The sequence below is a fragment of the Streptomyces violaceus genome, assembly GCF_036014075.1.
Classification (GTDB): domain Bacteria; phylum Actinomycetota; class Actinomycetes; order Streptomycetales; family Streptomycetaceae; genus Streptomyces; species Streptomyces violaceus.
The window spans coordinates 8,523,687-8,547,151 of record NZ_CP107911.1; the positions used below are offsets into that span (position 1 = coordinate 8,523,687).

The window sequence follows — 23,465 nt, forward strand, 5'->3', positions numbered from 1 at the left end:
AAGTGGGGGACCGGATATGAACCTGCGACGGAACATCTCGCGTCGAAGGATGATCGAAGGGGCATCGGCTGCGGCGCTTGTCACGGCGGCGGCGGTCACGGTGCCGGCTGCCATGGCTACTCCGGAGGCGGCACCGTCCGGCCCGGGGCTGCCGAAGGGCAACTGGCGTATCGACACCCACGCGCACTACAGCCCCGACGTGTACAACGACTACCTGAAGCGCTATGGCCTGCTCGGCGCCATTAACGGGGCGTACGGTCCGTGGTCGGTCGATCGGCACCTGGCCTTCATGGACCAGTACCGGATCCAGGCCAGCGTCCTGTCGTTCGGCGACCTCCAGGTCACCGTCGGCCCGGTCGACGACCGGCGCGCCACCGCCCGCGCGGTCAACGACTGGGCCCGCGACCTCGTGCAGACCCGTGGTGACCGGTTCGGAATCTTCGCGGTCACTCCGATGCCCGACATCGAGGGCTCGGTGGCCGAGGTGGACCGCGCGCTCGGCGAACTGGATCTCGACGGCATCTGCCTGCTCACCAACTACAAGGGCACCTACCTGGGTGATCCTTCATTGGCGCCTCTGTACGAGATCCTCAATGAACGCGGTGCCTACGTCTATGTCCACCCGACGGGTCCGGAGAACAACCCGGCTCCCAAGCTCTGCTTCGGCCCCGACATCCCGGCCGGCAACAACGTCTTCGAGTACAACTTCGACGCGACCCGTGCGATGACGAGCCTGATCTACAACGGTGTGCTGCGGGACTACCCGAACATCCGCTGGCACTTCACGCACTGCGGCGGGGCACTGCCGTTCCTGGCCTTCCGGCTCGCGACTCGGCACTCGGCCTTCCCGCCGTTCAACGAGGTGCTGCCGGAAGGACCGCTCAAGTACATCAAGCGGATGTTCTTCGACAACGCACAGGCGTTCACCGCCGCGCAGTTGGAGCCGCTGTCGTCGCTGGTGCCCGACGACCACATCATGTTCGGCAGCGACTGGCCGGCGACCCGCCACCTCTACGCGGCCGACAACGTCGAGACGATGCCCTTCCTCAAGGGCAGCCTGCCGAATCTCAAGGCGGGCGACCCCGAACCGACCGTCGACGAGATGTACAGCCGACGCCAGCGGATCGCTCTCGAGCGGAACAACGCCCTCGAGCAGTTCCCGAAGCTGCGGGCGCGTATACGCCGCGCCGGCTCGCGCTGAGCCGCGACCGCACGCCGAGCCCGCCGCCCGATGCCCCGCCGACGGGGCGCGGGCGGCGCTCGGTGCAAAGATCAGCGCCGGCCGGCGGAAGGGCCACCGACGGAATCGACGTCGCCCGGCCGGGCGAACGCGGCTGCCGCGGCCGACGCGATGGCACTGCCGCACCTGGTCCACCCCGGCCGCAACGGCTACCTCTTCCCGCCCGGTGACGTGCGCGCCCTTACGCTGGCCACGTTCAAGGCCCTCGACCTCCACACCGCCGGTCACCCCACGGCCCTGACGGTCCTCCCCCCTTCCCACCTCGACGATGGAAAGCGAGCACGATGAGTACGCAGCGCGTTCTGGTCGTCGATGACGAACCCAAGATCCGCATGACCGTGCGCGGCTACCTGGAGGCGGACGGGATCCACGTCACCGAAGCCGCGGACGGGCCGTCCGCCCTGCAGTCCGTCACCCGCGACCGGCCGGACCTCGTGGTGCTCGATGTGATGCTCCCCGGGCTGGACGGATTCCAGGTCCTGCGCCGCATCCGGGAGGCGAGCCAGATCCCGGTGATCATGCTCACCGCCCGGGACGAGGAGGTCGACCGGTTGATCGGCTTCACCACCGGCAGCGACGACTACGTCACCAAGCCGTTCAGCCCCCGCGAACTGGCACTACGGGTGCGCGCCATCCTGCGGCGCACCGACAGCCGCCCCGAGGCGGTTCACGAGGACGACATGCTGCGCTTCGACGGACTGACTGTCGATCCCGAGACACGGACCGTCCTTGTCGGCACCGACCGGACGGTGGAGCTCTCCGCTCTCGACTTCGATCTGCTGTTCGCGATGGCCCGGTCCCCTGGGCGGGTCTTCACGCGGCGCGGACTGCTGACCCACGTGTGGGGCGAGGACTTCTTCGGCGATGAGCGCGTCGTGGACGTGCACATCCGCACTCTGCGCCGCGCGCTGGGCGACGACGCGAACGCACCCCGGTTCGTGGGCACCGTCCGCACCATCGGTTACCGGTTCGTCGGGCGCCCCGCCTGAGCGGTCAGGAAGGACACCCCGCCCATGCCTCCCTCCGGCTTCCCGGCCTATTACAGGTCCCGTGCGCGGCTGCGCCGAATCCAGGAGCGGCTTTCGCTCCGCAACCGGCTGGTCCTCTCGCACGTCATGGTGCTCCTCCTGGCGCTGCTTGCCATGGCGGCGATCAGCGCGCTGATCGAGGTGTGGCTCGGGTTTGCCGACGTCGAAGGCGACGTGGTCCTGCAGATCGGCCTCTTGTTCGGAGTGGCCGCGGCCTTCCCGGCGTCCGTCGCCCTGTCCCGGTTTCTGCTGCGTCCGCTCGACAGAGTGCGCGCCGCCACGCGCCGGCTCGCCGAGGGACACTACGACGACATCCTCGAACTCCCCAGCGAGCCGGGCCTGGCAGCGCTGGTCGAAGACGTCAACACACTGGCGGCAGCCCTCGCCGACACCCAACGTCGCCGCGCCCGCCTGATCTCCGAGGTCGCCCACGAGATGCGCACCCCGATCACCCTCCTGCGCGGCCAGATCGAGGGCGTGGCCGACGGCATCTTCACCCCCGATGAGGCGATGTTCGCCTCCCTCGCCGACGACCTTCACCGGCTGCAGCGCCTGGCGGGCGACCTCTCCAGCCTGTCCCGGTCGGAGGAGGCCGCCTTCGATCTTCAGCGCAAGCCCACCGACGTGGCCACGCTGGCACGGGCCACGGCCGAGCGACTGCGCCCCCAGTACGACGACCAGATGGTGACCCTCACCCTGGACGCGGGCACACCCGCCGGCGCATTCTGCGACCCGGACCGGATCACCCAGGTCCTGGTGAACCTGCTCGGCAACGCACTGGCCGCGTGCGATCGGCATGGGCGGGTGGCGCTGTCCGTGCACACCGAACCGTCTCCCGTGCACCACGTGATCGTCCGCGTCATGGACGACGGCATCGGCATCGCCGAGCACGACCTCGAACGCATCTTCCACCGCTTCGAACGCCTTGATCATCCCGGCCGACCCGCTGCCGCCGGCGGCAGCGGCATCGGTCTGACCATTGCCCGGGGCATCGCCCGAGCCCACGGCGGAGACATCACCGCGCAATCCGCCGGGCTGGGCAAGGGAGCGACGTTCACCTTGCGCCTACCGCAGGAACCCGCCCCTGAGGGCAGCACGCCTCAGGTTTCCCGCTGACTCCATCGACCCCGGAGCGGATCATCCCGGCCGACGGCGCCGGGGTGGAGAGCCGGCTTCATGGAAGCTTCATACGCCGAGCGGTACGTGTTTTATGAGGCGGCTGTTGCCTGACGGTCATGCAGGCTTTCCTCCCGCCATCGACCGCCGTTGATCACCATGCTTCGCGGCACCTGACAACGGCCGCGCACACCGCGCGGGTGCGCCGGACTCCTGCTCAGTCGTAGACCTGCTCGCGAAGTCGTCGGGCCGTTCAGTCGCTGATCCATCCCTGGTGAGCCGTCTGTCCGAGGTCCGCTAGCCCACGGTCTCGCCGGGGCGGGCAAGGCGCAGGCGGCTCCATGAAGCCCTAGATGTACCGCGTAACGATCTGAAGGAACGTGAGTGGAACAGACCATGATGGCGGTTCGCCTGTTCGAACATGGCGGGCCCGAGGTGCTCAAGTACATAGAAGCGCCGATTCCCGAGGTCGGCCCCGACGACATCTTGATGCGTGTCCACGCCACGGCCGTCAACAGCTGGGATCTGCGGTACCGCGCGGGCAACTTGCCGCAGCCTCTGCCGGGACGGCCGCCGTGGCATCTGCCGTTCCAGCTCGGCCGGGACGCGGCCGGTGAAATCGTCGCCACCGGCGAGAACGTCACCAGGTGGCACCCCGGCGACAGGGCGGTGCAGCTTCCGCACTCGCCGTGCCGTAACTGCGCCCTGTGCGTACGCGGGCTCGAATACCTGTGTGTCGACACCGCCTACCCCGGACACCAGGTCTTCGGCGGATACGCCCAGTACGTCGTGCGTCGCCAGGACGCGATCCTGCCCATCCCCGACGGCGTCGACTTCGAGACAGCCGCAGCCACCATGTGGACCTACACCATCCCGCTCAACTGCGCGCGGCAAGCACCCGTCGGTCCCGGCGACACCGTGGTCATCACCGGCGCCAGCGGCGGAATGGCGATCGCTTGCGCACAACTGGCGAAGCTGAGCGGAGCCACCGTCATCGGCACCACCACCAAGCCGGACCGCGACGAAGCGCTCGGCAGGCTCGGCTACCACCACATCCTGCACTCCACCGATCTCCGACTGCCGGCACAAGTCAGGGAGCTCACGCACGGCCTGGGCGCCGACGCCGTCTGGGACTGTGTCGGCGGCAACGACTTCTTCAGGCTCTCCCTTTCCTGCACACGGCTCGGCGGCACGGTCATCGTCCTGGGCACACCGACCGACCAGGGCTCCCGGCTCGAGATGGACGCACTCGCCCTCATCGGCCGGCAGGTGAGGATCGCCAGCGTGCGCGGCGCGACCCTGCGGGACCAGCAGCTGTGCCTGGAGCTGCTGGCAGACGGAAAAATCACCCCGATCATAGACCGGGCCTTTCCGCTGGCAGAGGCGGCCGAGGCCCACGCATACCTGGAGAGCCAACGACAGACCGGCAAGGTCCTCCTCCTGCCCTGACATCCCGGCGATCACTGACCCCCAGGCAGTCACGGACGGCTGACAGTTCACCGAGGGAGATCCACAGAGCCCTGTGCGAGGACTGACCGGCACCTCCCGGCACGCCCGTCACGTGCTGGGCGCAGCCGCCTCTCCCGCGTCCAGGACCAGCACCGCGACGTGCAGGGACGTCCGCTGCAGGCCTGACTCCAGGTCGCAGCCGAGGAGCCGTTCGATGGTGTGGAGGCGCTGGTAGTACGCCTGCCGGGACATGCCGGCCCGCTTCGCGGCGACCGACTTGTTCCCCGCCGCCGTCAGATAGGCGCGCAGTGCGGGGAGCAGGTCGCCGCTGTTGCGGTCGTCGTGCTCGATGAGGCGGATCAGCTGCCGTTCCGCGTACCGCTGGAGGCGGGTGTCCTCCCTCAGCACGCCCAGGAGTTCGGGGAGTTCGACGTCGGCGGGGACATAGAACCAGCGCTCGGGTGAGGCGGGCGTGATGGCCTCGGCCGTCTGCTCGGCCTCCTGCCACGACCGGGCGATTCCGGAGAGGTCGGTCACGCCGGGGCCGACGGCGACCACGGCCTCCGGGCCGAGTTCCTCGCGCGCGAGGCGGCCGATCCGCTCGGCGACCGGCTGCCAGGCGCTGGCCTGCGCCAGCGCGAGGAGCACGCCGATCCGGCCCGGGGCCGTCTCACCGGTCAGGGCGCGGATGCCGGTCTGCGCCAGCGCCTTCGCGATCCGTTCGTCGAGGTGCTCGTCGTGGCCGGTGTGCGTGTGGCGGATGACCACGGCGAAGAGGCGGTGTCCGAAGGCCGGCAGTCCCAGGGCCTCGGCGCGGGCGCGGGCGTCGGCGGGGGAGCGGAAGCGCCTTTCGTACAGGTCCCGCAGCACGGAGCGGTGGGCCCGGCGCTCCCACCAGGCCGGCCCGGCCAGGCGCGCCATGGTCAGTGCGACCGCCGCGCGCTCCAGGACCAGGACGTGTTCCGGGTCGGGTTCCGCGTTCAGCCGGCCCTCCAGCAGGACCAGCCGTCCCCACGGCCCGTGGGGGTCTTGCACGGGCGCGATCAGCCACCCCTCCGGGCCGCTCGGCGTGATCTTCTCCAGGGTCGGCGCGGCCCGGGAACGCCGGGACCAGGCCGACACCACGGGCTCGTACGGCCGGCCGAGCAGTTCGCACATGAGGACCCGGTGGGTGAGGTCTTCCAGCACCACGGGGGCGCCGGTGAGCTCCGCGGTGGTGTGCACCAGTTCCTCGGGGCCCGCGCCCCGCAGGGTCAGGGCGGTGAAGATGTCCTGGATGTCCCTCCCGCGACGCAGCAGGGCCCCCTGGCCGTCGAGGATGAGCGCGTGCACCGTCTGCGTGACGTCGATGAACCGGACGCCACGGGCCAGCTCGACCAGCGGCACCTCACGGGCATGGCAGGCCGCCACCAGCTCCTCGGGCACCTTTCGGTACCGGTGACCGAGCTCCACGATCAGGCCGGCCGCGCCGACATCAGCGAGCTGGTCGACGTAGTCACGCAGCTCGGAAGCGTCCTCGGGATACGGCATGCCGGTCGTCAGCACCAGTTCACCGCCCTCGAGGAAGTCGGCGGGATTGAGCAGTTCGGTGACATGTACCCAGCGCACCGCACGGTTGAGGTGTGATTCACCGGCCAGGACGCGCGGCATCCCTTCGACGAGTACAGGCAGTCGCAGAACCTCCTCGATGGTGAGGAAATGCCCGGTTGCGGGACGTCTGGGCGGCATAGGGGGTGCTTTCTCACGGGGCGTCGGGGGTCACCTTCGCACCGGCCACTCACGGTGACAAGAGGGGGAGAGCTCTTTCCGAAGCTTGTCCGTCGCCGTGACAGACCGTCTCAAGAAGGCCCCAAGGTGGAACAGAGTGTGGGTTGACCTGCGTGTTCACCCGGGTCGAGAGTGAACGCCATCCCCAGCGGGACACGGACGGGAAGCGTCCGCTCAGTGTCCGCACGGTGCTGGGACACGACTGCCACCCAGGCCGCACCCGGCGAAAGGAACGACCTCATGCGCATCTCGAAGCGCGTCGCCGTGATCGGTGCCGGCAGCATGGGCAGCCAGGTCATGTGGCGACTGGCCGCCCGGGGAGCCGAGGTCATCGGCTACGACCGGTATGCGCCGGGGCACGACCGCGGCGCGGCCGGGGGCGAGACCCGCATCTTCCGCGCCGTGCACCTCGGTGACCCCGGGTACATTCCGCTGCTGGGGCTCGCCGACCGCATGTGGGACCGGCTCCAGCGCGAAACCGGCTTCTCGCTGCGACGCCGCAGCGGATGCCTGGTGATGGGCGAAACCGCGTCGACGTCCATGCGCCTCCTCCTCTCCGCCAGCTCCACCCACAGGCTGGATCACGAGGTACTGGACCGGGAGGAACTCGCCCGCCGCTACCCGCAGCACCGCCTCCCGGACGGGCACACCGCCGTGCTCGACCGGATGGGCGCCATCATCAGGCCTGAGGCGTCGGTCCAGGCCGCCGCCACCCGCGCCGAGCAACTGGGCGCCCGGCTGCACCGCTACACCCCGGTGCGAGAGGTCGTGCCCGCGGCGGGCGGCGGGGTTCACATCGTCACCGACCAGGGCACGGACCACGTGGACACCGCTGTGGTGACCGCGGGGCCCTGGATCAACACCCTGCTCCCCGACCTTCCGCGGACGGTCGACGTCCGCCGGCTGATCAGCTCCTGGCACCTCCCCACCCGCCACGACTGGTTCGCCGGCGGCGCCCCGGCCTTCGTACGCAGCACACCTCACGACTGCTACGGACTTCCGTCGCCTGACGGCATCTCCGTCAAGCTGGGCCTCTCTCTCGCACGCTATCTGCCCGTACCCGACCCCGAACTTCTCGACCGCACGGTCCGTCCGGAGGAACTCGCCACCGTCCGCGAGCTCATCAGCGAGCTGATGCCCGACTTGAATCCCGACCCCATCAGGCTGTCGGTCTACATGGAGGGCTACACCGCGTCCGGAAACCCGCTCGTCGGTCATCTCCCCGGCGAGGACGACATCATCGTCATGGCCGGATTCTCGGGCAGCGGCTTCAAGCTCTCGCCCGCCATGGGCGAGATCGCCGCCGACCTGGCCCTCGACGGCACCACGGACCATCCCGTCGGCTTCCTGGCACCGGCCGAAGCCGGCGCCGTCTGACCTGACGTCACCTCGCCCACGCCATGGGGGAGTCCGTCACAGCGGTGCCGGAAAAGTAATGACAAATACTGAACCACGCCCTGTTCCTGCAGCACAGAATTGGAGCTCTTCCATGAGCGAACCCTCGTTCCGTCCGAAGTACGTCTCGTTCGACTGCTACGGCACGTTGATCGAGTACCCGATCACCCCCATCACGCGGGAGCTCGTCGGCGACCAGATTCCCGCCGGGCAGTGGGACCAGTTCGTACGGGAGTTCCGCGGCTACCGCTACGACCAGGTCCGCGGCGAGTACTACGCCTACGAGCAGGTGCTGCAGGACGCCTTCGAGCGGGTCTGCCGCAAGTGGGGTGTGACGGCGGCCCCGGACGCGGGCAAGCGGTTCGCCGACGGCGTCCGCAGCTGGGGACCCCACGCCGACGTGCCGGAGCCGCTGAAGAAGATGAGCGAGCACTACAAGCTGGTGATCTTCTCCAACGCCGAAGACGCCTTCCTCGAGGAGAGCGTGCCCCGGCTCGGCGCGGACTTCCACGCGGTCTACACCGCCGAGCAGGCCGGCTACTACAAGCCCCGCTACGCCGCCTTCGAGTACATGCTCGACCAGCTCGACGCGTCCCCCGAGGACTTCGTGCACGTCTCCTCGCACACCCGCTACGACCTGATGCCGATGCACGACATGGGCTTCCGCAACCTGATCCTCCTGGACCGGGGCTACGACCCGGTGACCCACGGCTACGACTACGTGCCGGTGAAGTCACTGGACGAGCTCAACACCATGCTCGGCATCTGACCTCCCACCCCCTCCGTCCGGGACCCGTGCGTCCCCGCAGCACGGATTCCCCGTACCCCCAGCGATCTCCAGGAGGCTCCGCCATGGAAGACAACCGGATAGGACGCAGAACCGTACTCCGCACCGCAGGCGCTCTGGCCGCTGCCACGGCAGTGACCGGATGCGGCACTCTCATGGGTTCCGGCGGAAGCCGAAGCTCGTCGAGTGGCGGCGGCAAGAACAAGATCGTCGTCAGCAACAGCGGTGGCGCCTACAACGACGCTCTCACCAAGGCGATCTACGAGCCGTTCGCCAAGGAGACCGGCATCACGGTCACCACGGTCAACTACCAGTCCGCGCAGATCATCGCCCAGGTCAGGCAGGGCCGGCCGCAGGTCGACCTGATGGACAACACCCTGCTGATCTTCCAGAAGATGGCCCGCCTGGACTGTCTGGACGCGGTGGACCACGACCGGCTGAAGAGCGTCAAGGGCGCCGGGATCGCGGAGCACCAGCTGCCGGAACACGCGGTCGGCAAGAACGTCTGGGCGAGCCTGATGGCCTACCGCACGGACAGCCTCAAGCGCGCACCGAAGAGCTGGGCCGACTTCTGGAACACCCACTCCTTCGCCGGTCCGCGGTCCTTGCAGAGCGCTGAAGCGGACTACCCGGAGCTGGAGTTCGCGCTGCTGGCCGACGGGGTGCCGCTGGACAAGCTGTACCCGCTCGACCTGGACCGGGCGTTCGCCTCGATGTCACGGATCCGCGGCGAGGTGAAGAAGTTCTGGAACACCGGCGCCCTCCCGGCGGTGCTGCTGGGCCGCAAGGAAGTCGTCGCGACCAGCCTGTGGAGCGGCCGCGCGGACGAACTGATCAAGCAGGGCCAGCCGGTCGCCTACCAGTGGAACGGCGCCCGGCGGCTCACCAACGGCTGGGGCATCCCCAAGGGCGCGGACAACACGGACGCGGCCTACAAGCTGATCGACTTCTCCCTGCGTCCCGAGGTGCAGGCGGCGTTCGCCAAGGTCTTCCCGCAGGGCCCGGTCGTCCCGGCCGCCACCAAGCTGCTTGCGGACGATGTCCTGGCCACCCTGCCCACCTCGCCGCAGAACCTGAAGACCGGGTTCGACACCGATGTGGCCTGGTGGGACAAGAACCTGGAGGCTGTCACCAAGCGCTGGCGGGAGTGGGCCGATGCCTGAGCGGACCAAACTTCTCGCCTCGGTCCTGGCCCCGGGGTCCACCTCGCTGACCGGTAAGTCGTTGTCGGTGACGGGCCTGCGGAAGTCCTACAGCGGGACGACGGTGGTCGACGATGTGGACATGGAGATCGCGGCGGGTGAGTTCGTCACCTTCCTCGGCTCCTCCGGTTCCGGGAAGACCACCACGCTGATGATGCTGGCCGGGTTCACCGAACCCGACTCCGGCAGCATCACCGTCGACGGCCGGGACATCACCAAACTCAACCCCGGAAAGCGTGACTTCGGTTTCGTCTTCCAGCAGTACCTGCTCTTCCCGCACATGACGGTCGCGGAGAACGTCGCCTTCCCGCTCCAGCTGCGCGGAGTACCCAAGGCGGAGATCCGCCGCCGCGTGGGCGAAACCCTGGAGGCGGCGGGCCTGTCGAAGTTCGCCGGCCGCAAGCCGCGGGAGCTCTCCGGTGGCCAGCAGCAACGCGTCGCGCTGTGCCGGGTGCTGGTCTACCGCCCGCCGATCGTGCTGATGGACGAACCGCTGGGCGCTCTGGACAAGAAGCTGCGCGACCAGATGCAGACCGAGATCAAGTCAATTCAGCGTGAACTGGGCCTTACCGTCGTCTACGTGACGCACGATCAGGAGGAGGCGCTGGTCCTGTCGGACCGGATCGCCATTATGAAGGACGGCCGTATCGAGCAGTTCGACACCCCTCGCGGCCTGTTCGAACGCCCCTGCACGCCGTTCGTGGCCGACTTCCTGGGCGCCGCCAACTTCCTCACCGGCAAGGTCGAGGACGGCGGAGCAGACGACTGCACCCGGGTGCGGCTGGACACCGGCGGTGTGCTCACGGCCCGTGCCCACCCGTGTGTGCCCGGGCAGAGCGTGCGCGCCGCGGTGCGCCCGGGCAGGCTGCGCCTGGTCAGCGCCGAGGAGGGCTGTTGTACCGGCACGGTCGAGACGGCCGTCTACGTCGGCTCGCTCACCCGGATCACCGTCCGCCTGGACGGCGCCGCTCCGGCGACGCCGCCACTGCGGATCGAGACCGCCGGCGTCCCGCCGCGCACGGGCGAACGGGTCTGTGTCACCGCCGATCGTGACGATGTCAGTGTCTTCGACGCCACGGACGGGGGGTGAGCCGTGGCCGGCACCGCTGTCGCACCTGCCAAGGTGCGTGTGAAGACGTCCGAGAAGCGCGGGCACCGCTCCCGCATCGCGCTGGTCAACGCCGTTCCCGTCACGGTGTTCCTGCTGGTGCTGTTCGTCTACCCGATCATCGGGGTGCTCTCGCTGAGCCTGGAGGGCGACAGTGGCGGCTTCACGATGCACTGGTACACCGACGCGCTCAGCGGCGTGAACCTGTCCGTGCTGGTCTCCACCCTGCGGATCTCCGCGGAGACCGCCCTGCTGAGTCTGCTGGTGGGTTTCGGCCTGGCGCATGCCATCGCCCGGATGCGGCCCGTTTTCGCCGCGCTGGCCATGCTGATCGTGGTCGTGCCGCACTTCATCAGCGCCCTGGTGCGCACCTACGGCTGGATCATCATGCTCGGTGAGCACGGCCTCATCAACAGCCTGGCCACCTCCGTGCACGCCCCGGGCGCGCCGTATTCGCTGCTGTACAACGAGACCGGTGTGGTCATCGGTACCACCTCCGTCATGCTCCCCTACACCGTCCTGGTGCTGCAGGGCGCGATGCGGGGCGTCGACGGGCGGCTCCTGGCCGCGGCGGCAGGCTTCGGCGCGAGCCGGTTGACGATCTTCCGCCGTATCTACCTGCCGCTGGTGGCGCCCGGTATCGGCACCGCGGGGCTGCTCAGTTTCATCCTGTGCCTGGGCTACTACATCACCCCGGCACTGATGGGCGGCGACAAGCAGACCGTGGTCGCGGCGCTGATCGATCAGCAGGTGATGAAGCAGGACCAGTGGAACTCCGCCGCCGCCTTCGGGGTGATCCTGCTGCTGCTCACCTTCGCCGGCCTGGGCGTGCTCGGCCTGGCCAAGCTCCGCCGCAAGAAGGCGCATGCACGAAGGAGCGGCTCATGATGGAACTGCCTCCCACCCGGGCCGGACACCTCGGCCGCGCCCTGAGCGCCACCGTCATCCTGCTTTTCCTGGCGATGCCCATCGTCATCATCCTGGTCACCTCCTTCGGCGCGGACGGTATCGGCACCTTCCCGCCCGAGCAGTACAGCACCCGCTGGTACGAGCAGATGGCCGCGCCCGGCGGCAACTGGGCCACCTCCATCGCCCTGTCCAGCCTGGTCGCCGCCCTGACGACGGTGTTCTCCCTGATCCTGGGCGTCACCGCCGCCACCGCCCTGGCCCGTGGCCGGCTCCCGCTGCACGCGGCGGTCTACGGACTGGTCCTGGCCCCGATGCTCATCCCCCAGGTGGTCATCGCACTCGGCCTGTTCCTGTTCTTCGAACCGGCCGGCATGCTCGGCAGCCCCCTGGCCATCGCCCTCGGCCACACCGTGCTCGCCGCGCCGATCGCGATCCTCATCATGATCTCCACCATCAAGGGCATCGACGAACGACTCGAAGACGCCGCCGCCAGCATGGGCGCCAGCCGGATGACCATCGCCCGGCGCATCACCTTCCCCCTGGCCACCCCCGGCCTCATCGCCGCAGCGGTGTTCTCCTTCATCACCAGCTTCGACGAGTTCTTCATCGCCCAGTTCCTGTCCACCCCCGACACCCGCACCCTGCCGGTCCTGGTCTTCAACGCCCTGCAGTTCGACGTCGACCCCACCGTCACCGCCGTCAGCGCCGTCCTCATCGCCCTGGCCATCCTGGCCCTGGCCCTGGTCGCCCTCGTCCGCAAACTCGGCGGCCACCGCAACGGCCAGAACGTCCTGCCCGTCGAACCCCTCACCTGAGCATCGCGCCGGCACGGACCGCGCCACCGCTGACAGCGCCGCCGCCCAGGCCCCTGGTGGTGCCCGGCCGCGCCCCACTTCGAACACCTTCCCGCAGGAGACCCGCAATGAAGACGATCCCGTACTGGATAGAAACCGCCGGGGCGTTTCCCGACCGGTCCGGCAAGCCTTTGACCGAGGACACCGACCTGGTGGTCGTCGGCGCCGGCCTGACGGGTCTGTCCACCGCCCTCCACTCCGCCCGCAAGGGCGCCCGTGTCACCCTTGTCGAGAAGAGCCAGATCGGTTCCGGGGCCTCCGCGCGCAACGGCGGCATGGCCAACCTGGGCTTCACCATCGGCGTGAGCCAGGCCATCCGCCGCTACGGTCTGGAGCGGGCCCGCGAGATCTACAACTCCTACGGCGCGGCCGTGGACACCGTCGAGCGGCTCGTGGACGAGGAGTCCATCGACTGCCAGTTCCGTCGCGTCGGACGCCTGGGCGTCGCGTCCCGCCCCGCGCACTTCGAGAGCAAGAAGGCCCAGCAGCGCGACCTGGCCAAGTACTTCGGACACGAGACCACACTGATCGGCAAGTCCGAGCTGCGTTCCGAGATCGGCTCCGACCTGTATCACGGCGGCCTGCTCGACCCGTTCAGCGCGGCACTGCACGTCGGCCGCTTCGTGCGCGGCATGGCCGAGGCGTGCGAGCGCACCGGCGTCGAGATCCACGAGCGCAACGCCGCCATCGGCGTACGACGTACCGCAGCGGGCCGGTTCGAGGTCAGCACCGAGCGCGGTGTGATCCGCGCCGGGCAGGTCATGATGGCCACCGACGCCTACACCGACAAGAACTTCCCATGGCTGCGCCGCCAGCAGGTCTGCCTGGGCAGCTTCATCATCGTGACCGAGCCGCTCGGCGAGGAGCTCGCCCGGGACATCATCCCGAAGGCCCGCCTCATCGTCGACTCCAACCAGGTCTGCCACTACTTCCGGCTCACCCCGGACAACCGGCTGCTGTTCGGCGGCCGCGCCCGCTTCGCACCGTCCGACCCCACGTCGGACAAGAAGAGCGGACAGGTCCTGTTCCGTGAGATGTGCGAGATCTTCCCCCAACTCTCCCGGACCAAGGTCGAGTACGTGTGGGGCGGCTCCGTCGGCTTCGCGATGGACCGCATCGTGCACGCCGGGCAGACCGACGACGGCGTCTACTACTCCATGGGATACGCCGGCCACGGCGTGCAGATGGCCACGCACATGGGGCAGGTCATGGCCGAGGTGATGGACGGCCGGCCCGAGGTCAGCCCCGTCCGTGACCTGGCCCCGCCCCGCATCCCCCTCTACAACGGCACCGCCTGGTTCCTGCCCTTCGCGGGCGCCTACTACAAGACGCTGGACCGCATCCGCTGACCGGTCGGCAGCACCTCTACTCATAAAGGGAGACCCCAAGATGACTGTCGTCCGTGATGTTCCCAAACAGCTCTTCATCGGCGGTGGCTGGCAGGATGCCGAGTCCGGCCGAACCCTGTCCGTCGACAACCCGGCCACCGGCGAAGAACTGTGCCAGGTCGCCGACGCCTCACCCGCGGACGGCAGACGGGCAGTCGAGGCGGCGGTCGCCGCGCAGGCCGGCTGGGCCGCGACCCCGCCCCGGGTGCGCAGCGAGATTCTGCGCCGTGCCTACGACATCATCATCGCGCGTACCGAGGACCTCGCCCTGCTGATGACCCTGGAGATGGGCAAGCCCCTGACCGAGGCGCGTGCCGAAGTCGCCTACGCGGCCGAGTTCTTCCGCTGGTTCTCCGAGGAAGCCGTCCGCATCGACGGCGGCATGACCACCGCCCCCGACGGCAGGAACCGCCTGCTGGTCACCCGCCAGCCCGTCGGCCCCTGCCTGCTCATCACCCCCTGGAACTTCCCCCTGGCCATGGGCACCCGCAAGATCGGCCCCGCCATCGCCGCCGGCTGCACCATCGTCCTCAAACCCGCCCCACAGACCCCCCTCTCCTCCCTGGCCCTGGCGGAGATCCTCACCGAGGCCGGCCTGCCCGAGGGCGTGCTGAACGTCGTCGTCACCTCGGACGCGGCCGGCGTCGTCGAACCCCTGCTGCGCGGGGAGCGGAGCGAGATGGGGGTCCCCCCGGCCGGAGGCTGGGGGAAAATCCGCAAACTCTCCTTTACCGGCTCCACCCAGGTCGGCCGCATCCTCCTGGCCCAGTGCGCCGACACCGTCATCCGCACCTCCATGGAACTGGGCGGCAACGCCCCCCTCATCGTCTTCGACGACGCCGACCTCGACGTGGCCGTCGAAGGCACCATGGTCGCCAAGATGCGCAACATGGGCGAGTCCTGCTGCGCAGCCAACCGCATCTACGTGCACACCTCCATCGCCGACGAATTCGCCACCCGCCTCGCCGCCCGCATGGCCGCCCTGAAGGTCGGACCCGGCACCGAACCCGGCACCGACGTGGGCCCCCTCATCGACACTGTCGGCCGCAGCAAGGCCCACGACTTGGTCCTTGACGCCGTCAAGCGCGGAGCCAACGTGCTCACCGGCGGCGAACTCCCCGAAGGGCCGGGCTGCTTCTACCCGCCCACCGTCCTCACCGACGTCACCACCGACGCCGCCATCAACGACACCGAGATCTTCGGACCCGTCGCCGCCATCCTCACCTTCGACGACGAGGACGAGGCCGTCACCGCCGCCAACGACACCGAGTTCGGTCTGGCCGCCTACCTGTTCACCCAGAACCTCGACCGCGCCCTGCGGGTCGGCGAACGCCTCGAAAGCGGCATGATCGGCCTCAACACCGGCCTCGTCTCCAACCCCGCCGCCCCCTTCGGCGGCGTCAAGCAGTCCGGACTGGGCCGCGAAGGCGGACGCGTCGGCATCGACGAGTTCCTCGAGTACAAGTACATCGCCGTCCCCGTCGGAGCCTGACATGCCCGACCGACTCGTCGTCCTCTACCGGGGCAACCGACCCCCCGCCACCGGACTCATCGAACGGCTCACGGACACGGTCTACGCCACCGAGGAGGAACTGCCCTACCTCCTCCCCGGCGCCGACGCCCTCCTGGCCTGGGTCACCATCACCCCCGCCATCCGCGAAGCCTGGCCGGACAACCCCGAGAAGGCACCCCGCTGGGTCCACGCGGCCTCCGCAGGCGTCGACTCCTTTCTCTTCCCCGCCCTCGTCGACGATCCCGGCGTCATCCTCACCAACGCCCGCGGCGTCTACGACCAGCCGACCGCCGAGTACGTCCTCGGCCTGATCCTCGCCCTCGCCAAGGACTTCCCCGGCACCTGGGAGCACCAGCGCCGCCGCGAGTGGCGTCCGCGCCCGAGTGATGGCATCACCGGACGCACCGTGCTGGTCTGGGGCACGGGACCCATCGGACGCGCCACCGCCCGGCTGTTGCGCGCCGTCGGGATGCGGGTCGCGGGCGCCGGCCGCAAGGCCCGCACGGACGACCCCGACTTCGGCACGGTCCACGGTGCGACCACTCTGCCCTCAGCCCTGGCCGAGGCGGACTGTGTCGTCCTGGCCGCCCCCCTCACCAAGGACACCCGGGGCATGGTCGACGCGTCCGTGCTCGCCGGCATGAAGCCGGGGGCGCGACTGATCAATGTCGGCCGGGGCGGACTCGTCGACGAGCAGGCGCTCGTCGACCACCTCGCCGCCGGACGGCTCGCCGGCGCAGCCCTGGACGTCTTCGGCCAGGAGCCCCTGCCTGCCGAATCACCCCTGTGGGACATGCCCGGCGTGATGATCTCCCCGCACACGGCGGGCGAGACCACCAGCGAGCGGGAGGCTCTCGTCGAGGTGTTCCTCGACAACCTCACTCGCCACATCGAGGGTCGGCCCCTGCGCAACGTCGTCGACAAGCGGCGAGGGTACGTGGTCGACGAGACACACCTGGCCTGAAAGGCGAGGAGCAAGCGCCCTGGCCGGGGGACTCCACGTGCCGGGGCGCCGTGCTACTCGCCTTTCTCGCGTCCCAGCACGCTGCCGGTCACGGCCAGCACGGACAGCACCACCAGAGCGGCGGCCGGGCCGAGCACGGTCCAGGGGGCCAGTTCGGCGTACGGCTGGTTCTCCGACAGGAGCCGGCCCCACTCGGGGGTGGGCGGCTGTTCGCCGAGGCCGAGGAAGCCGAGCGAGGCGAGGACCAGGACGGTGGTGGGCAGCCGGAGCAGGGCATTGCGCAGGAGAGCCGGCACCACCGCGGGGAGCAGGTGGCGGCGCAGCAGGTGCGGCCGCCCCGCCCCGAGCGCGACGGACGCGGCGATGTGACCGCTCGCGCGTTCCTGTTCGAGCAGCGCGGCGGTCTGGGCGGCGTAGGGGCTCCAGCCGACCGCGCAGACCGCGCAGGCAGCGCCCCACACCGACGGTCCGGTCACGCCCGCGATCAGCAGCCCCGCGAGGACGGCGGGCAGCGTCGACACGACCTCCGTCGGACCGGCGCTCGACCGCGGTGCCATGCCCAGCAGGAGTCCGATGACGGCGCTGAGCGTGGTCACGGCGAGCGCGACCCCCGCCGTGCGCACCGCCCCGTGGCCCAGCCGGGCCAGCAGATCCCGCCCCAAAGCGTCGGTGCCCAGGGGGTGTTCGAGGGACGGGGACAGCAGCCGCGCCATCGTGTCGACCTGCAAGGGGTCGCGCAGGAGGCCCGCGGTGACCAGGGCCACCAGGGTCAGCGCACAGGCCGCGGTGATCCAGCGCAGGGAGCGCGGCTTGGTGAGCGGGGGCCGGTGCAGCGCCGGCAGGGCGCCGTCGCGCAGGGGACGGCCGAGGAGCGCGTGGCGCAGGGCGTTGATCAGGACGCCGGCGCTCACGCCGAGCAGGATCAGGGCCAGGGTCGCGGTCTGCAGCACCGGGAGGTCCTGCGCGATGGCGGCCTCCAGGGCGAGTCGGCCGAGCCCGGGGATGTTGAAGATCTTCTCCACGGCGACCGCGCCGCCGACCAGGGCGACGACGGTCGGCAGCAGTTGCGGCAGCATGCCGGGCAGGGTGCGGCGCAGCGCGTTGCGGGCGATGTGGCCGGGCGGGAGGCCGACGGCGTACGCCGTGCGCGCCCACGGTTCGTGGAAGGCGGCGGGCAGTGCCTGGTCGAGCAGTCCGCCCAGCATCGCGCCCGACGGGATGCCGAGGGCGAGCGAGGGCAGCACCATCGACTGCGGCCCCTCCCAGCCGCTGGACGGGAACCACCCCCACCACACCCCGCACGCCGTGGCCAGTACCGAGGCGAGCAGGAACTTCGGCAGCGCGGCCAGCACGGCGGCCGTCGTACCCGCACGGTCCTGCCGCAGCCGGCGCCGGGAGCCGAGGAACACCGTGCGGGCGCACACCAGCGCGGCCACCACGGCGGTGACCAGGAACGCGCCCAGCATGAGCGTCAGGGAGACCGACAAAGCGGTCCCCACCTGCGGCATGACGGCTTCTCCGGACACCCACGAGACGCCCGCGTCCCCGCGCGGCAGACCCCCCAGCCAGTGCGCGAGATGGACGAGCGGCCCCTCGTCCAGACCCAACTGCTCCCGTACGACGGCCAGTTCGGCCGGGGTCGGGTTCTGGTCGGCGGAGCGGGCCCGCAGTACCGTGCGAGCCGGGTCCGCGCCCGACAGCCACGGCAGCAGGGCCACCGCCCCGAGCAGCGCGACTGTGGCGAGCAGACGGCCCGTCGCCGCCCGCCAGAGGGACAGGCGGGCGGCCGGGGCGTGGGCGACGCTCATGCGGGCTACTTGACGCGCGTGTCGACGTCGACGAGAGAGCGCTCGCGCGGGTCGAGGATCACGCCCTCGACATCGGGCGCGATGCCCTGCACGGCCTGCTCGTGGACCAGCGGCAGCACGGCGTCGGTGCGCAGGATCTCCGCCTCCGCCTTCATGATCTTGTCCTGGCGGCGCTCCGTGTCGCGCTCGGCGGCTGCGGCCCGGATGGCCTTGTCCACCGCGGCGTCCTTGAGGCCGGGGATGTTGTAGACGCCCTCGCTGGTGAAGTCGCTGGCGAGGTAGTCGACCGCGTCACCGGTGTCGAGGAGCGTCACCCGGGAGAAGACCAGGGCGTCGTACTTGCCCGCGAGGAGGTCGGCCTCCATCTGCGTGTACTCGCGCACGTCCTGCTTCACCGTGAACCCGGCCTTCTCCAGCTGCTGCTGGAGCACGGTCGCGGCCTCCGGAAGCTCGGCCCGGTTGGTGTAGGTGGCCAGCCGCAGGGTCCTGCCCTCGGCCTTTGCCTTCACCCGCGCGCTGGTCGCGGCCTCGGCGCGGCCGGTCACCTTCTCACGCCGGTCGGCGGCCCAGGGGACGGCGGGCCCGAACAGGCCCTCGGCGGGGTCGGCGTAGCCGCCGAAGACGGAGTCGACCAGCGCGGAGCCGTCGACGGCCGTGCGGGCGGAGGCGCGCAGGGAGGCGTCGGTGAACAGGCCGCTGCCGGTGTTGAGGATCAGGCTGTCGGTGCGCACGGACGGCACTTCGTGCCGGGTGCCCTCGGTGAGCAGCTTCGCCTGGGCGGTGGGGATCCACTCGGCGATGTCGGCCTCGCCGCCGCGCAGGGCGTTGGCCCGGGCCGTGCCGTCCGCGATCCAGCTGACGTCGATGCCCGGCGCCTTCGCCTTGCCGCCCCAGTGGTCGTCGAAGCGGGTGAGCGTCGCCTTGGCCTTGCCGCTGAGCCGGGTGATCTCGAACGGCCCGGTGCCGGTGCCGACCGGGCTGACGGCGCCGTCCTTCGCGTACGCCTTCGCCGACAGGATCGCCAGCGCGGGGCTGGCCAGCCGCAGCGGCAGCACCGGGTCGGGCGACTTGGTGGTGAGGGTGACGGTGTCGGCGTCCTCGGCCTTCGCGGTGAGGGCCACATCGCTCAGGACGCGGGGCTTGGGCTTGGCGCTGCCCGCGTGGTCGAGCGCGTCGACGACGGACTGGGCGGTGAGTTCGGTGCCGTCCTGGAAGGTGGCCTTGCGCAGTTCGAAGGTCCAGCTCGTCTCGCCGTCCTGCTTCCATGACTTCGCCAGCGCGGGCTTGGCCGTGCCGTTCCTGTCGAGGGCGGTGAGGCCCTCGGCGACGGACAGCTTGCTCAGCACGGTGGCGTCGTTGCTGTACGGGGACAGCGCCTGCACCGGTGGTACGGCCAGGGCGACCCGCAGCCGACCGCCCGATCCCGCTCCGGCGCCGTCGCCGCTGTCGCTCGGTGCGAAGCAGCCGGCCAGTAGAGGCGTGAGAGCGAGTACCGCTATGAGGCCGCGGGAGGTGGTGCTCATGTCGAGTCCTGTCGTGCGGGAGGCCGGGCATGCCGCTGCGGCCCGGTGCGGGCTTGATCGGCGCCGTCAGCATATAAGGGGAGCCTTACCAAACCTTTAGCCGGGTGGGTGAAATCTCAACGACTGGACGGTGTTGCGGGTGTTCCCATGGTGTCGACCTGTTGTTCGAGCTGTGTCATCGTGGGCGCCGGGCGGAGGTGAGGCGCATGACCGGCGCGGACCCGGGGCTGTTCACTCCTGATTCGGTGACCTGGCAGATGCACGGCGACCCGATGATGTGGATCGCCGGCATCCGGGCGCTCTACCTCCAGGCCCTGCACCCGCGCGCCGTACGCGGAGTCATGCAGAACTCCGACTTCCGCCGTGACGCCTGGGGCCGGCTGATGCGCACCGCGGACTTCGTCGGCACGACGACGTACGGGACCACCGAGGCGGCCGAGCGGGCGGGCGCCCGCGTCCGGAAGATCCACCGCATGCTGACGGCGACCGACCCGGACACCGGAGAGCGTTACGGGGTCGACGAACCCGACCTGCTCCTGTGGGTCCACTGCGCCGAGATCGACTCCTATCTGCACGTGTTGCGCGGATCCGGATTCCGGCTCACCGACGCCGAGGCCGACCGCTACATCGGCGAACACCGGGAGAGCGCACGCCTGGTGGGACTCGACCCGGGCACCGTACCGGCCGACCGGGCCGAGCTGGCCGCCTACTTCGAGAAGGTGCGCCCGGACCTGGCCGCCGGAGCCGAGGCACGCGAAGTGGACGACTTCCTCCTCCACCCGCCGACGCACCCGCTCCTGGTACCGGTGCGCGAGGTGCTGTGGCGGCGCGTGGCGCAACTGGCGTACGCCTCTCTGCCGCCGTACGCCCACGAGTTGTACGGCAGACCGGCCCCCGCACCCGCCACCGCCGCCCGGCAACTGCGCCTCACCGGTCTCCTGTTGCGCCGGGTTCCCGCACGTCTGCGGTGGCAACTCCCGCCCAAACACATCCTGCGCGCCATGGCGAGGCTCGGCCCCGGCGCGCGCCCGGCACCGTACAAACTCGGACGATAGGCCGCCATACTGGGTGGGCCAGTGGGAGGAGCGAGCGAACAGCTACCGGGGGGAGCGTCGCGCGACATGGGGGAGACCAGGCTCATCCACGGCCGATACCGGCTGCTCGATCTGATCGGGCGCGGCGGCATGGGGGAGGTGTGGCGGGCACGGGACGAGTCCCTGGGCCGGCACGTCGCCGTCAAGTGCCTCAAACCGCTGGGCCCCAACCACGACCACGCCTTCACCCGCGTGCTGCGGGAGCGGTTCCGGCGTGAGGCCCGGGTGGCCGCCGCGCTCCAGCACCGGGGCATCACCGTCGTGCACGACTTCGGCGAGTCCGACGGCGTCCTCTACCTCGTCATGGAGCTGCTGGACGGCCGCAATCTCAGCCAGCTCCTGGAGGACAACAAGCAGCACCCGCTGCCGGTCGCCGATGTCGTGGAGATCGCCGAGCAGGTCGCCGCGGCCCTCGCGTACTGCCACGAACAGAACATCGTCCACCGCGACCTGAAACCCGCCAACATCGTGCGGCTCGGCGACGGCACCGTGAAGATCTGCGACTTCGGCATCGCCCGCCTCGGCCACGACATCGGCTTCACCTCCCGGCTGACCGGCACCGGCATCGCCATGGGCACCCCGCACTACATGTCCCCGGAGCAGATCAGCGGCACCGAGGTCGACCAGCGCAGCGACCTGTACTCGTTCGGGTGCGTGCTCTACGAGATCGCCACCGGCGTACCGCCGTTCGACCTCGACGACCCCTGGGCGATCCTCGTCGGCCACCGCGACACCCCGCCCCGGCCGCTGCGCGAACACCGCCGCGAAGTGCCCGAGTACCTGGAACGCGTCGTCCTGGACCTGCTGGCCAAGGAACCCGGGCACAGACCCGACGACGCCCGCGAGCTGGCCCGCCGGATCAGCATGCACCGGGCCGCGCCGGCGTACGTCCCGACCGTGCTGGCGGCCCGTCCCGCGCCTGACGCGCTGGCGGGAGCGGGCCGGCTGCCGTCCTGGACACAGGGCATGACCACCGGCCACAAGGCGGCCGGGGCCGGGCTGCGCACCACACCGCCGGACCCGGCTGCCGGACTGTCCGGCGAATGGATCGCCCGGCCCGCCGCCGGCCCTGTCGAGGAGCCCGTCCCCGAGGAACGGCCCACCCCGTCCCCGGACGCCCTGACCGCCCTGGCCGGCCGGCACAACGCGGGCCTGAGCCTCGGCCGGCTCGGCCGCTGGGCGGAAGCGGGGGAGGTGCACCGGGCGGTCGCCGCCGAACGCGAGCATCTCCTCGGCCCCGACCACCCCGACACCCTCGCCAGCCGCTACGAGGTCGCCTTCACGCTCAGCCGCACCGGCCGCGCCCCGGACGCCCTGCGCGAGTACAAGCACGTCACCGAGGCCAGGATCCGCACCTTCGGCGCCGACCACCCCGACACGCTCGCGGCCCGCCAGGAAATGGCCTACGTGCTCGGCCAGTTGGGGCGTCCCTTCGACGCCCACCGGGTGTACACCTCGGTGCTCACCGCCCGGGAGCGCACCATGGGGCCCGACCACCCGGACACCCTGCGCTGCCGGCACAACCTCGCCTTCAACCTCAGCCGCCTGGGCCGCCTGGAGGACTCCTACCGCATGGCCCGCGAGGTGGCCGCCGCCCGCGCCCGGGTGCTCGGCCCGGACCACCCCGACACCCTCGTCACGCGTTACGAAGTCGCGTACGCCCTCGGTCAGTTGGGCCGCTGGGCCGAAGCCCTGGAGACCTACCGTGAGGTCGCCGAGGCCCGCGCCCGGGCCCTTGGCCCCGACCACCCCGACACGCTCGCCGCCCGGCATGAGATCGGCATCAGCCTGGGCCGCCTCGGCCGCAGCGCGGAGGCCCTGGACCTCTACCGCGACCTGGCCGAGGACCGCACCCGCGTCCAGGGCCCCACCCACCCCGAGACCCTGCGCGCCCGCCACGGCCGCTGCGTCAACCTCGGACGGCTGGGCCGCTGGGAGGAGGCCCTCGCCGAGTCCCGGGACGTCGGCGCCGTCCGCGAGCGGGTCCTCGGCCCAGACCATCCGGACACCCTGGTCAGCCTCCGCGAGGTCGCCGTCGGCCTGGGCTGGCTGGCCCGCTGGGCCGACGCGCTCACCGAGTACCGGCGCGTGGCCTCCGCCCGCGAACGCGTCCTCGGCGCGGACCACCCCGACACCCTCGCCAGCCGCAACGACGAGGCGCACTGCCTGCAGCAGCTGGGCCGCGGTGCCGAAGCCGTGGCGCTCTACCGCCGGGTGGCGGCCCTGCGGGAGCAGCGGGCGTCGGCAGGCCGGTGACCGGCGGGGGAACCAGGCCGGGCAGCCCGGGAAGGCGGTCGGGCGGAGGCGGGGAGCCGGCCTG

At 70.5% G+C, this 23,465-nt stretch carries 19 protein-coding genes; 16 read left to right on the forward strand and 3 right to left on the reverse strand.

Annotation, left to right across the window (positions count from 1 at the left end):
- The first annotated feature begins 112 nt into the window (after window positions 1–112).
- From OG542_RS38415 to OG542_RS38435, 5 genes are all read left to right on the forward strand, one after another.
- The gene (locus OG542_RS38415; RefSeq protein ID WP_328417194.1) at window positions 113–1,201 is read left to right on the forward strand and encodes an amidohydrolase family protein; all 1,089 of its coding nucleotides are present in this window, start codon (window positions 113–115) and stop codon (window positions 1,199–1,201) included.
- Between the two features lie 150 nt (window positions 1,202–1,351).
- Entirely contained in the window at window positions 1,352–1,528 is a 177-nt protein-coding gene (locus OG542_RS38420; RefSeq protein ID WP_328417196.1) for a hypothetical protein, read from the forward strand.
- Entirely contained in the window at window positions 1,525–2,229 is a 705-nt protein-coding gene (locus tag OG542_RS38425) for a response regulator transcription factor (protein ID WP_328417198.1), read from the forward strand. The genes OG542_RS38420 and OG542_RS38425 overlap by 4 nt, the downstream gene beginning before the upstream one ends.
- A 24-nt stretch (window positions 2,230–2,253) precedes the next feature.
- Window positions 2,254–3,384, forward strand: coding sequence for a sensor histidine kinase (locus tag OG542_RS38430; protein WP_328417200.1), 1,131 nt, complete (start codon window positions 2,254–2,256; stop codon window positions 3,382–3,384).
- 384 nt (window positions 3,385–3,768) lie between these two features.
- A complete protein-coding gene (locus OG542_RS38435) occupies window positions 3,769–4,833 on the forward strand; it encodes a quinone oxidoreductase family protein (protein WP_328417202.1) in 1,065 nt (354 codons plus the stop codon).
- A 108-nt stretch (window positions 4,834–4,941) separates the two neighbouring features.
- On the opposite strand, the gene OG542_RS38440 is transcribed toward OG542_RS38435, so the two are convergent.
- Window positions 4,942–6,561, reverse strand: a complete 1,620-nt coding sequence (locus tag OG542_RS38440; protein ID WP_328417204.1) for a PucR family transcriptional regulator — start codon at window positions 6,559–6,561, stop codon at window positions 4,942–4,944.
- 279 nt (window positions 6,562–6,840) lie between these two features.
- Here OG542_RS38440 and solA point away from each other — a divergent pair, with 279 nt between their 5' ends.
- The 9 genes from solA to OG542_RS38485 all read left to right on the forward strand — a co-directional run bounded on the left by solA (window position 6,841) and on the right by OG542_RS38485 (window position 16,720).
- Window positions 6,841–7,977: an N-methyl-L-tryptophan oxidase gene (gene solA, locus OG542_RS38445; protein WP_328417206.1), complete on the forward strand. Its 1,137-nt coding sequence runs from the start codon at window positions 6,841–6,843 to the stop codon at window positions 7,975–7,977.
- Window positions 7,978–8,089: 112 nt separating this feature from the next.
- Window positions 8,090–8,764, forward strand: a complete 675-nt coding sequence (locus OG542_RS38450) for a haloacid dehalogenase type II (RefSeq protein WP_328417208.1) — start codon at window positions 8,090–8,092, stop codon at window positions 8,762–8,764.
- A gap of 83 nt (window positions 8,765–8,847) precedes the next feature.
- A complete protein-coding gene (locus OG542_RS38455; RefSeq protein ID WP_328417210.1) occupies window positions 8,848–9,945 on the forward strand; it encodes an ABC transporter substrate-binding protein in 1,098 nt (365 codons plus the stop codon).
- Window positions 9,938–11,074: an ABC transporter ATP-binding protein gene (locus tag OG542_RS38460; protein WP_328417212.1), complete on the forward strand. Its 1,137-nt coding sequence runs from the start codon at window positions 9,938–9,940 to the stop codon at window positions 11,072–11,074. The genes OG542_RS38455 and OG542_RS38460 overlap by 8 nt, the downstream gene beginning before the upstream one ends.
- A gap of 3 nt (window positions 11,075–11,077) precedes the next feature.
- Window positions 11,078–11,980, forward strand: a complete 903-nt coding sequence (locus OG542_RS38465) for an ABC transporter permease (RefSeq protein ID WP_328417214.1) — start codon at window positions 11,078–11,080, stop codon at window positions 11,978–11,980.
- Window positions 11,977–12,816, forward strand: a complete 840-nt coding sequence (locus tag OG542_RS38470) for an ABC transporter permease (RefSeq protein WP_328417216.1) — start codon at window positions 11,977–11,979, stop codon at window positions 12,814–12,816. Before OG542_RS38465 ends, OG542_RS38470 begins: the two co-directional genes overlap by 4 nt.
- A gap of 107 nt (window positions 12,817–12,923) precedes the next feature.
- Window positions 12,924–14,204: an NAD(P)/FAD-dependent oxidoreductase gene (locus OG542_RS38475; protein ID WP_328417218.1), complete on the forward strand. Its 1,281-nt coding sequence runs from the start codon at window positions 12,924–12,926 to the stop codon at window positions 14,202–14,204.
- 40 nt (window positions 14,205–14,244) lie between these two features.
- Complete coding sequence (locus tag OG542_RS38480; protein ID WP_328417220.1) at window positions 14,245–15,735, forward strand: NAD-dependent succinate-semialdehyde dehydrogenase; 1,491 nt, start codon at window positions 14,245–14,247, stop codon at window positions 15,733–15,735.
- Window position 15,736: 1 nt separating this feature from the next.
- The gene (locus OG542_RS38485; protein ID WP_328417222.1) at window positions 15,737–16,720 is read left to right on the forward strand and encodes a D-2-hydroxyacid dehydrogenase; all 984 of its coding nucleotides are present in this window, start codon (window positions 15,737–15,739) and stop codon (window positions 16,718–16,720) included.
- 53 nt (window positions 16,721–16,773) lie between these two features.
- Here the strand turns inward: OG542_RS38485 and OG542_RS38490 are convergent, their stop codons facing one another.
- Both OG542_RS38490 and OG542_RS38495 read right to left on the reverse strand, forming a co-directional pair.
- On the reverse strand, window positions 16,774–18,528 hold the full coding sequence (locus OG542_RS38490) for an ABC transporter permease subunit (protein WP_328417224.1): 1,755 nt from the start codon (window positions 18,526–18,528) through the stop codon (window positions 16,774–16,776).
- A gap of 5 nt (window positions 18,529–18,533) precedes the next feature.
- The gene (locus OG542_RS38495; RefSeq protein WP_328417226.1) at window positions 18,534–20,051 is read right to left on the reverse strand and encodes an ABC transporter substrate-binding protein; all 1,518 of its coding nucleotides are present in this window, start codon (window positions 20,049–20,051) and stop codon (window positions 18,534–18,536) included.
- A gap of 206 nt (window positions 20,052–20,257) precedes the next feature.
- Here OG542_RS38495 and OG542_RS38500 point away from each other — a divergent pair, with 206 nt between their 5' ends.
- Together OG542_RS38500 and OG542_RS38505 are read left to right on the forward strand one after the other, a co-directional pair.
- Complete coding sequence (locus OG542_RS38500; protein WP_328417228.1) at window positions 20,258–21,106, forward strand: oxygenase MpaB family protein; 849 nt, start codon at window positions 20,258–20,260, stop codon at window positions 21,104–21,106.
- A gap of 66 nt (window positions 21,107–21,172) precedes the next feature.
- Window positions 21,173–23,401 carry a serine/threonine-protein kinase gene (locus OG542_RS38505; protein WP_328417230.1) on the forward strand — a complete coding sequence of 743 codons (2,229 nt, stop codon included), beginning with the start codon at window positions 21,173–21,175 and terminating at the stop codon, window positions 23,399–23,401.
- The last annotated feature ends 64 nt before the right edge of the window (window positions 23,402–23,465 follow it).

Excerpts from the sequence above, each read along its gene's own strand:
- OG542_RS38415 (WP_328417194.1), top strand. The coding sequence starts at position 113 with ATGGCTACTCCGGAGGCGGCACCGTCCGGCCCGGGGCTGCCGAAGGGC.
- OG542_RS38420 (WP_328417196.1), top strand. The coding sequence starts at position 1,352 with ATGGCACTGCCGCACCTGGTCCACCCCGGCCGCAACGGCTACCTCTTC.
- OG542_RS38425 (WP_328417198.1), top strand. The coding sequence starts at position 1,525 with ATGAGTACGCAGCGCGTTCTGGTCGTCGATGACGAACCCAAGATCCGC.
- OG542_RS38430 (WP_328417200.1), top strand. The coding sequence starts at position 2,254 with ATGCCTCCCTCCGGCTTCCCGGCCTATTACAGGTCCCGTGCGCGGCTG.
- OG542_RS38440 (WP_328417204.1), bottom strand. The coding sequence starts at position 6,561 with ATGCCGCCCAGACGTCCCGCAACCGGGCATTTCCTCACCATCGAGGAG.
- solA (WP_328417206.1), top strand. The coding sequence starts at position 6,841 with ATGCGCATCTCGAAGCGCGTCGCCGTGATCGGTGCCGGCAGCATGGGC.
- OG542_RS38450 (WP_328417208.1), top strand. The coding sequence starts at position 8,090 with ATGAGCGAACCCTCGTTCCGTCCGAAGTACGTCTCGTTCGACTGCTAC.
- OG542_RS38455 (WP_328417210.1), top strand. The coding sequence starts at position 8,848 with ATGGAAGACAACCGGATAGGACGCAGAACCGTACTCCGCACCGCAGGC.
- OG542_RS38460 (WP_328417212.1), top strand. The coding sequence starts at position 9,938 with ATGCCTGAGCGGACCAAACTTCTCGCCTCGGTCCTGGCCCCGGGGTCC.
- OG542_RS38470 (WP_328417216.1), top strand. The coding sequence starts at position 11,977 with ATGATGGAACTGCCTCCCACCCGGGCCGGACACCTCGGCCGCGCCCTG.
- OG542_RS38475 (WP_328417218.1), top strand. The coding sequence starts at position 12,924 with ATGAAGACGATCCCGTACTGGATAGAAACCGCCGGGGCGTTTCCCGAC.
- OG542_RS38480 (WP_328417220.1), top strand. The coding sequence starts at position 14,245 with ATGACTGTCGTCCGTGATGTTCCCAAACAGCTCTTCATCGGCGGTGGC.
- OG542_RS38485 (WP_328417222.1), top strand. The coding sequence starts at position 15,737 with ATGCCCGACCGACTCGTCGTCCTCTACCGGGGCAACCGACCCCCCGCC.
- OG542_RS38490 (WP_328417224.1), bottom strand. The coding sequence starts at position 18,528 with ATGAGCGTCGCCCACGCCCCGGCCGCCCGCCTGTCCCTCTGGCGGGCG.
- OG542_RS38495 (WP_328417226.1), bottom strand. The coding sequence starts at position 20,051 with ATGAGCACCACCTCCCGCGGCCTCATAGCGGTACTCGCTCTCACGCCT.
- OG542_RS38500 (WP_328417228.1), top strand. The coding sequence starts at position 20,258 with ATGACCGGCGCGGACCCGGGGCTGTTCACTCCTGATTCGGTGACCTGG.
- OG542_RS38505 (WP_328417230.1), top strand. The coding sequence starts at position 21,173 with ATGGGGGAGACCAGGCTCATCCACGGCCGATACCGGCTGCTCGATCTG.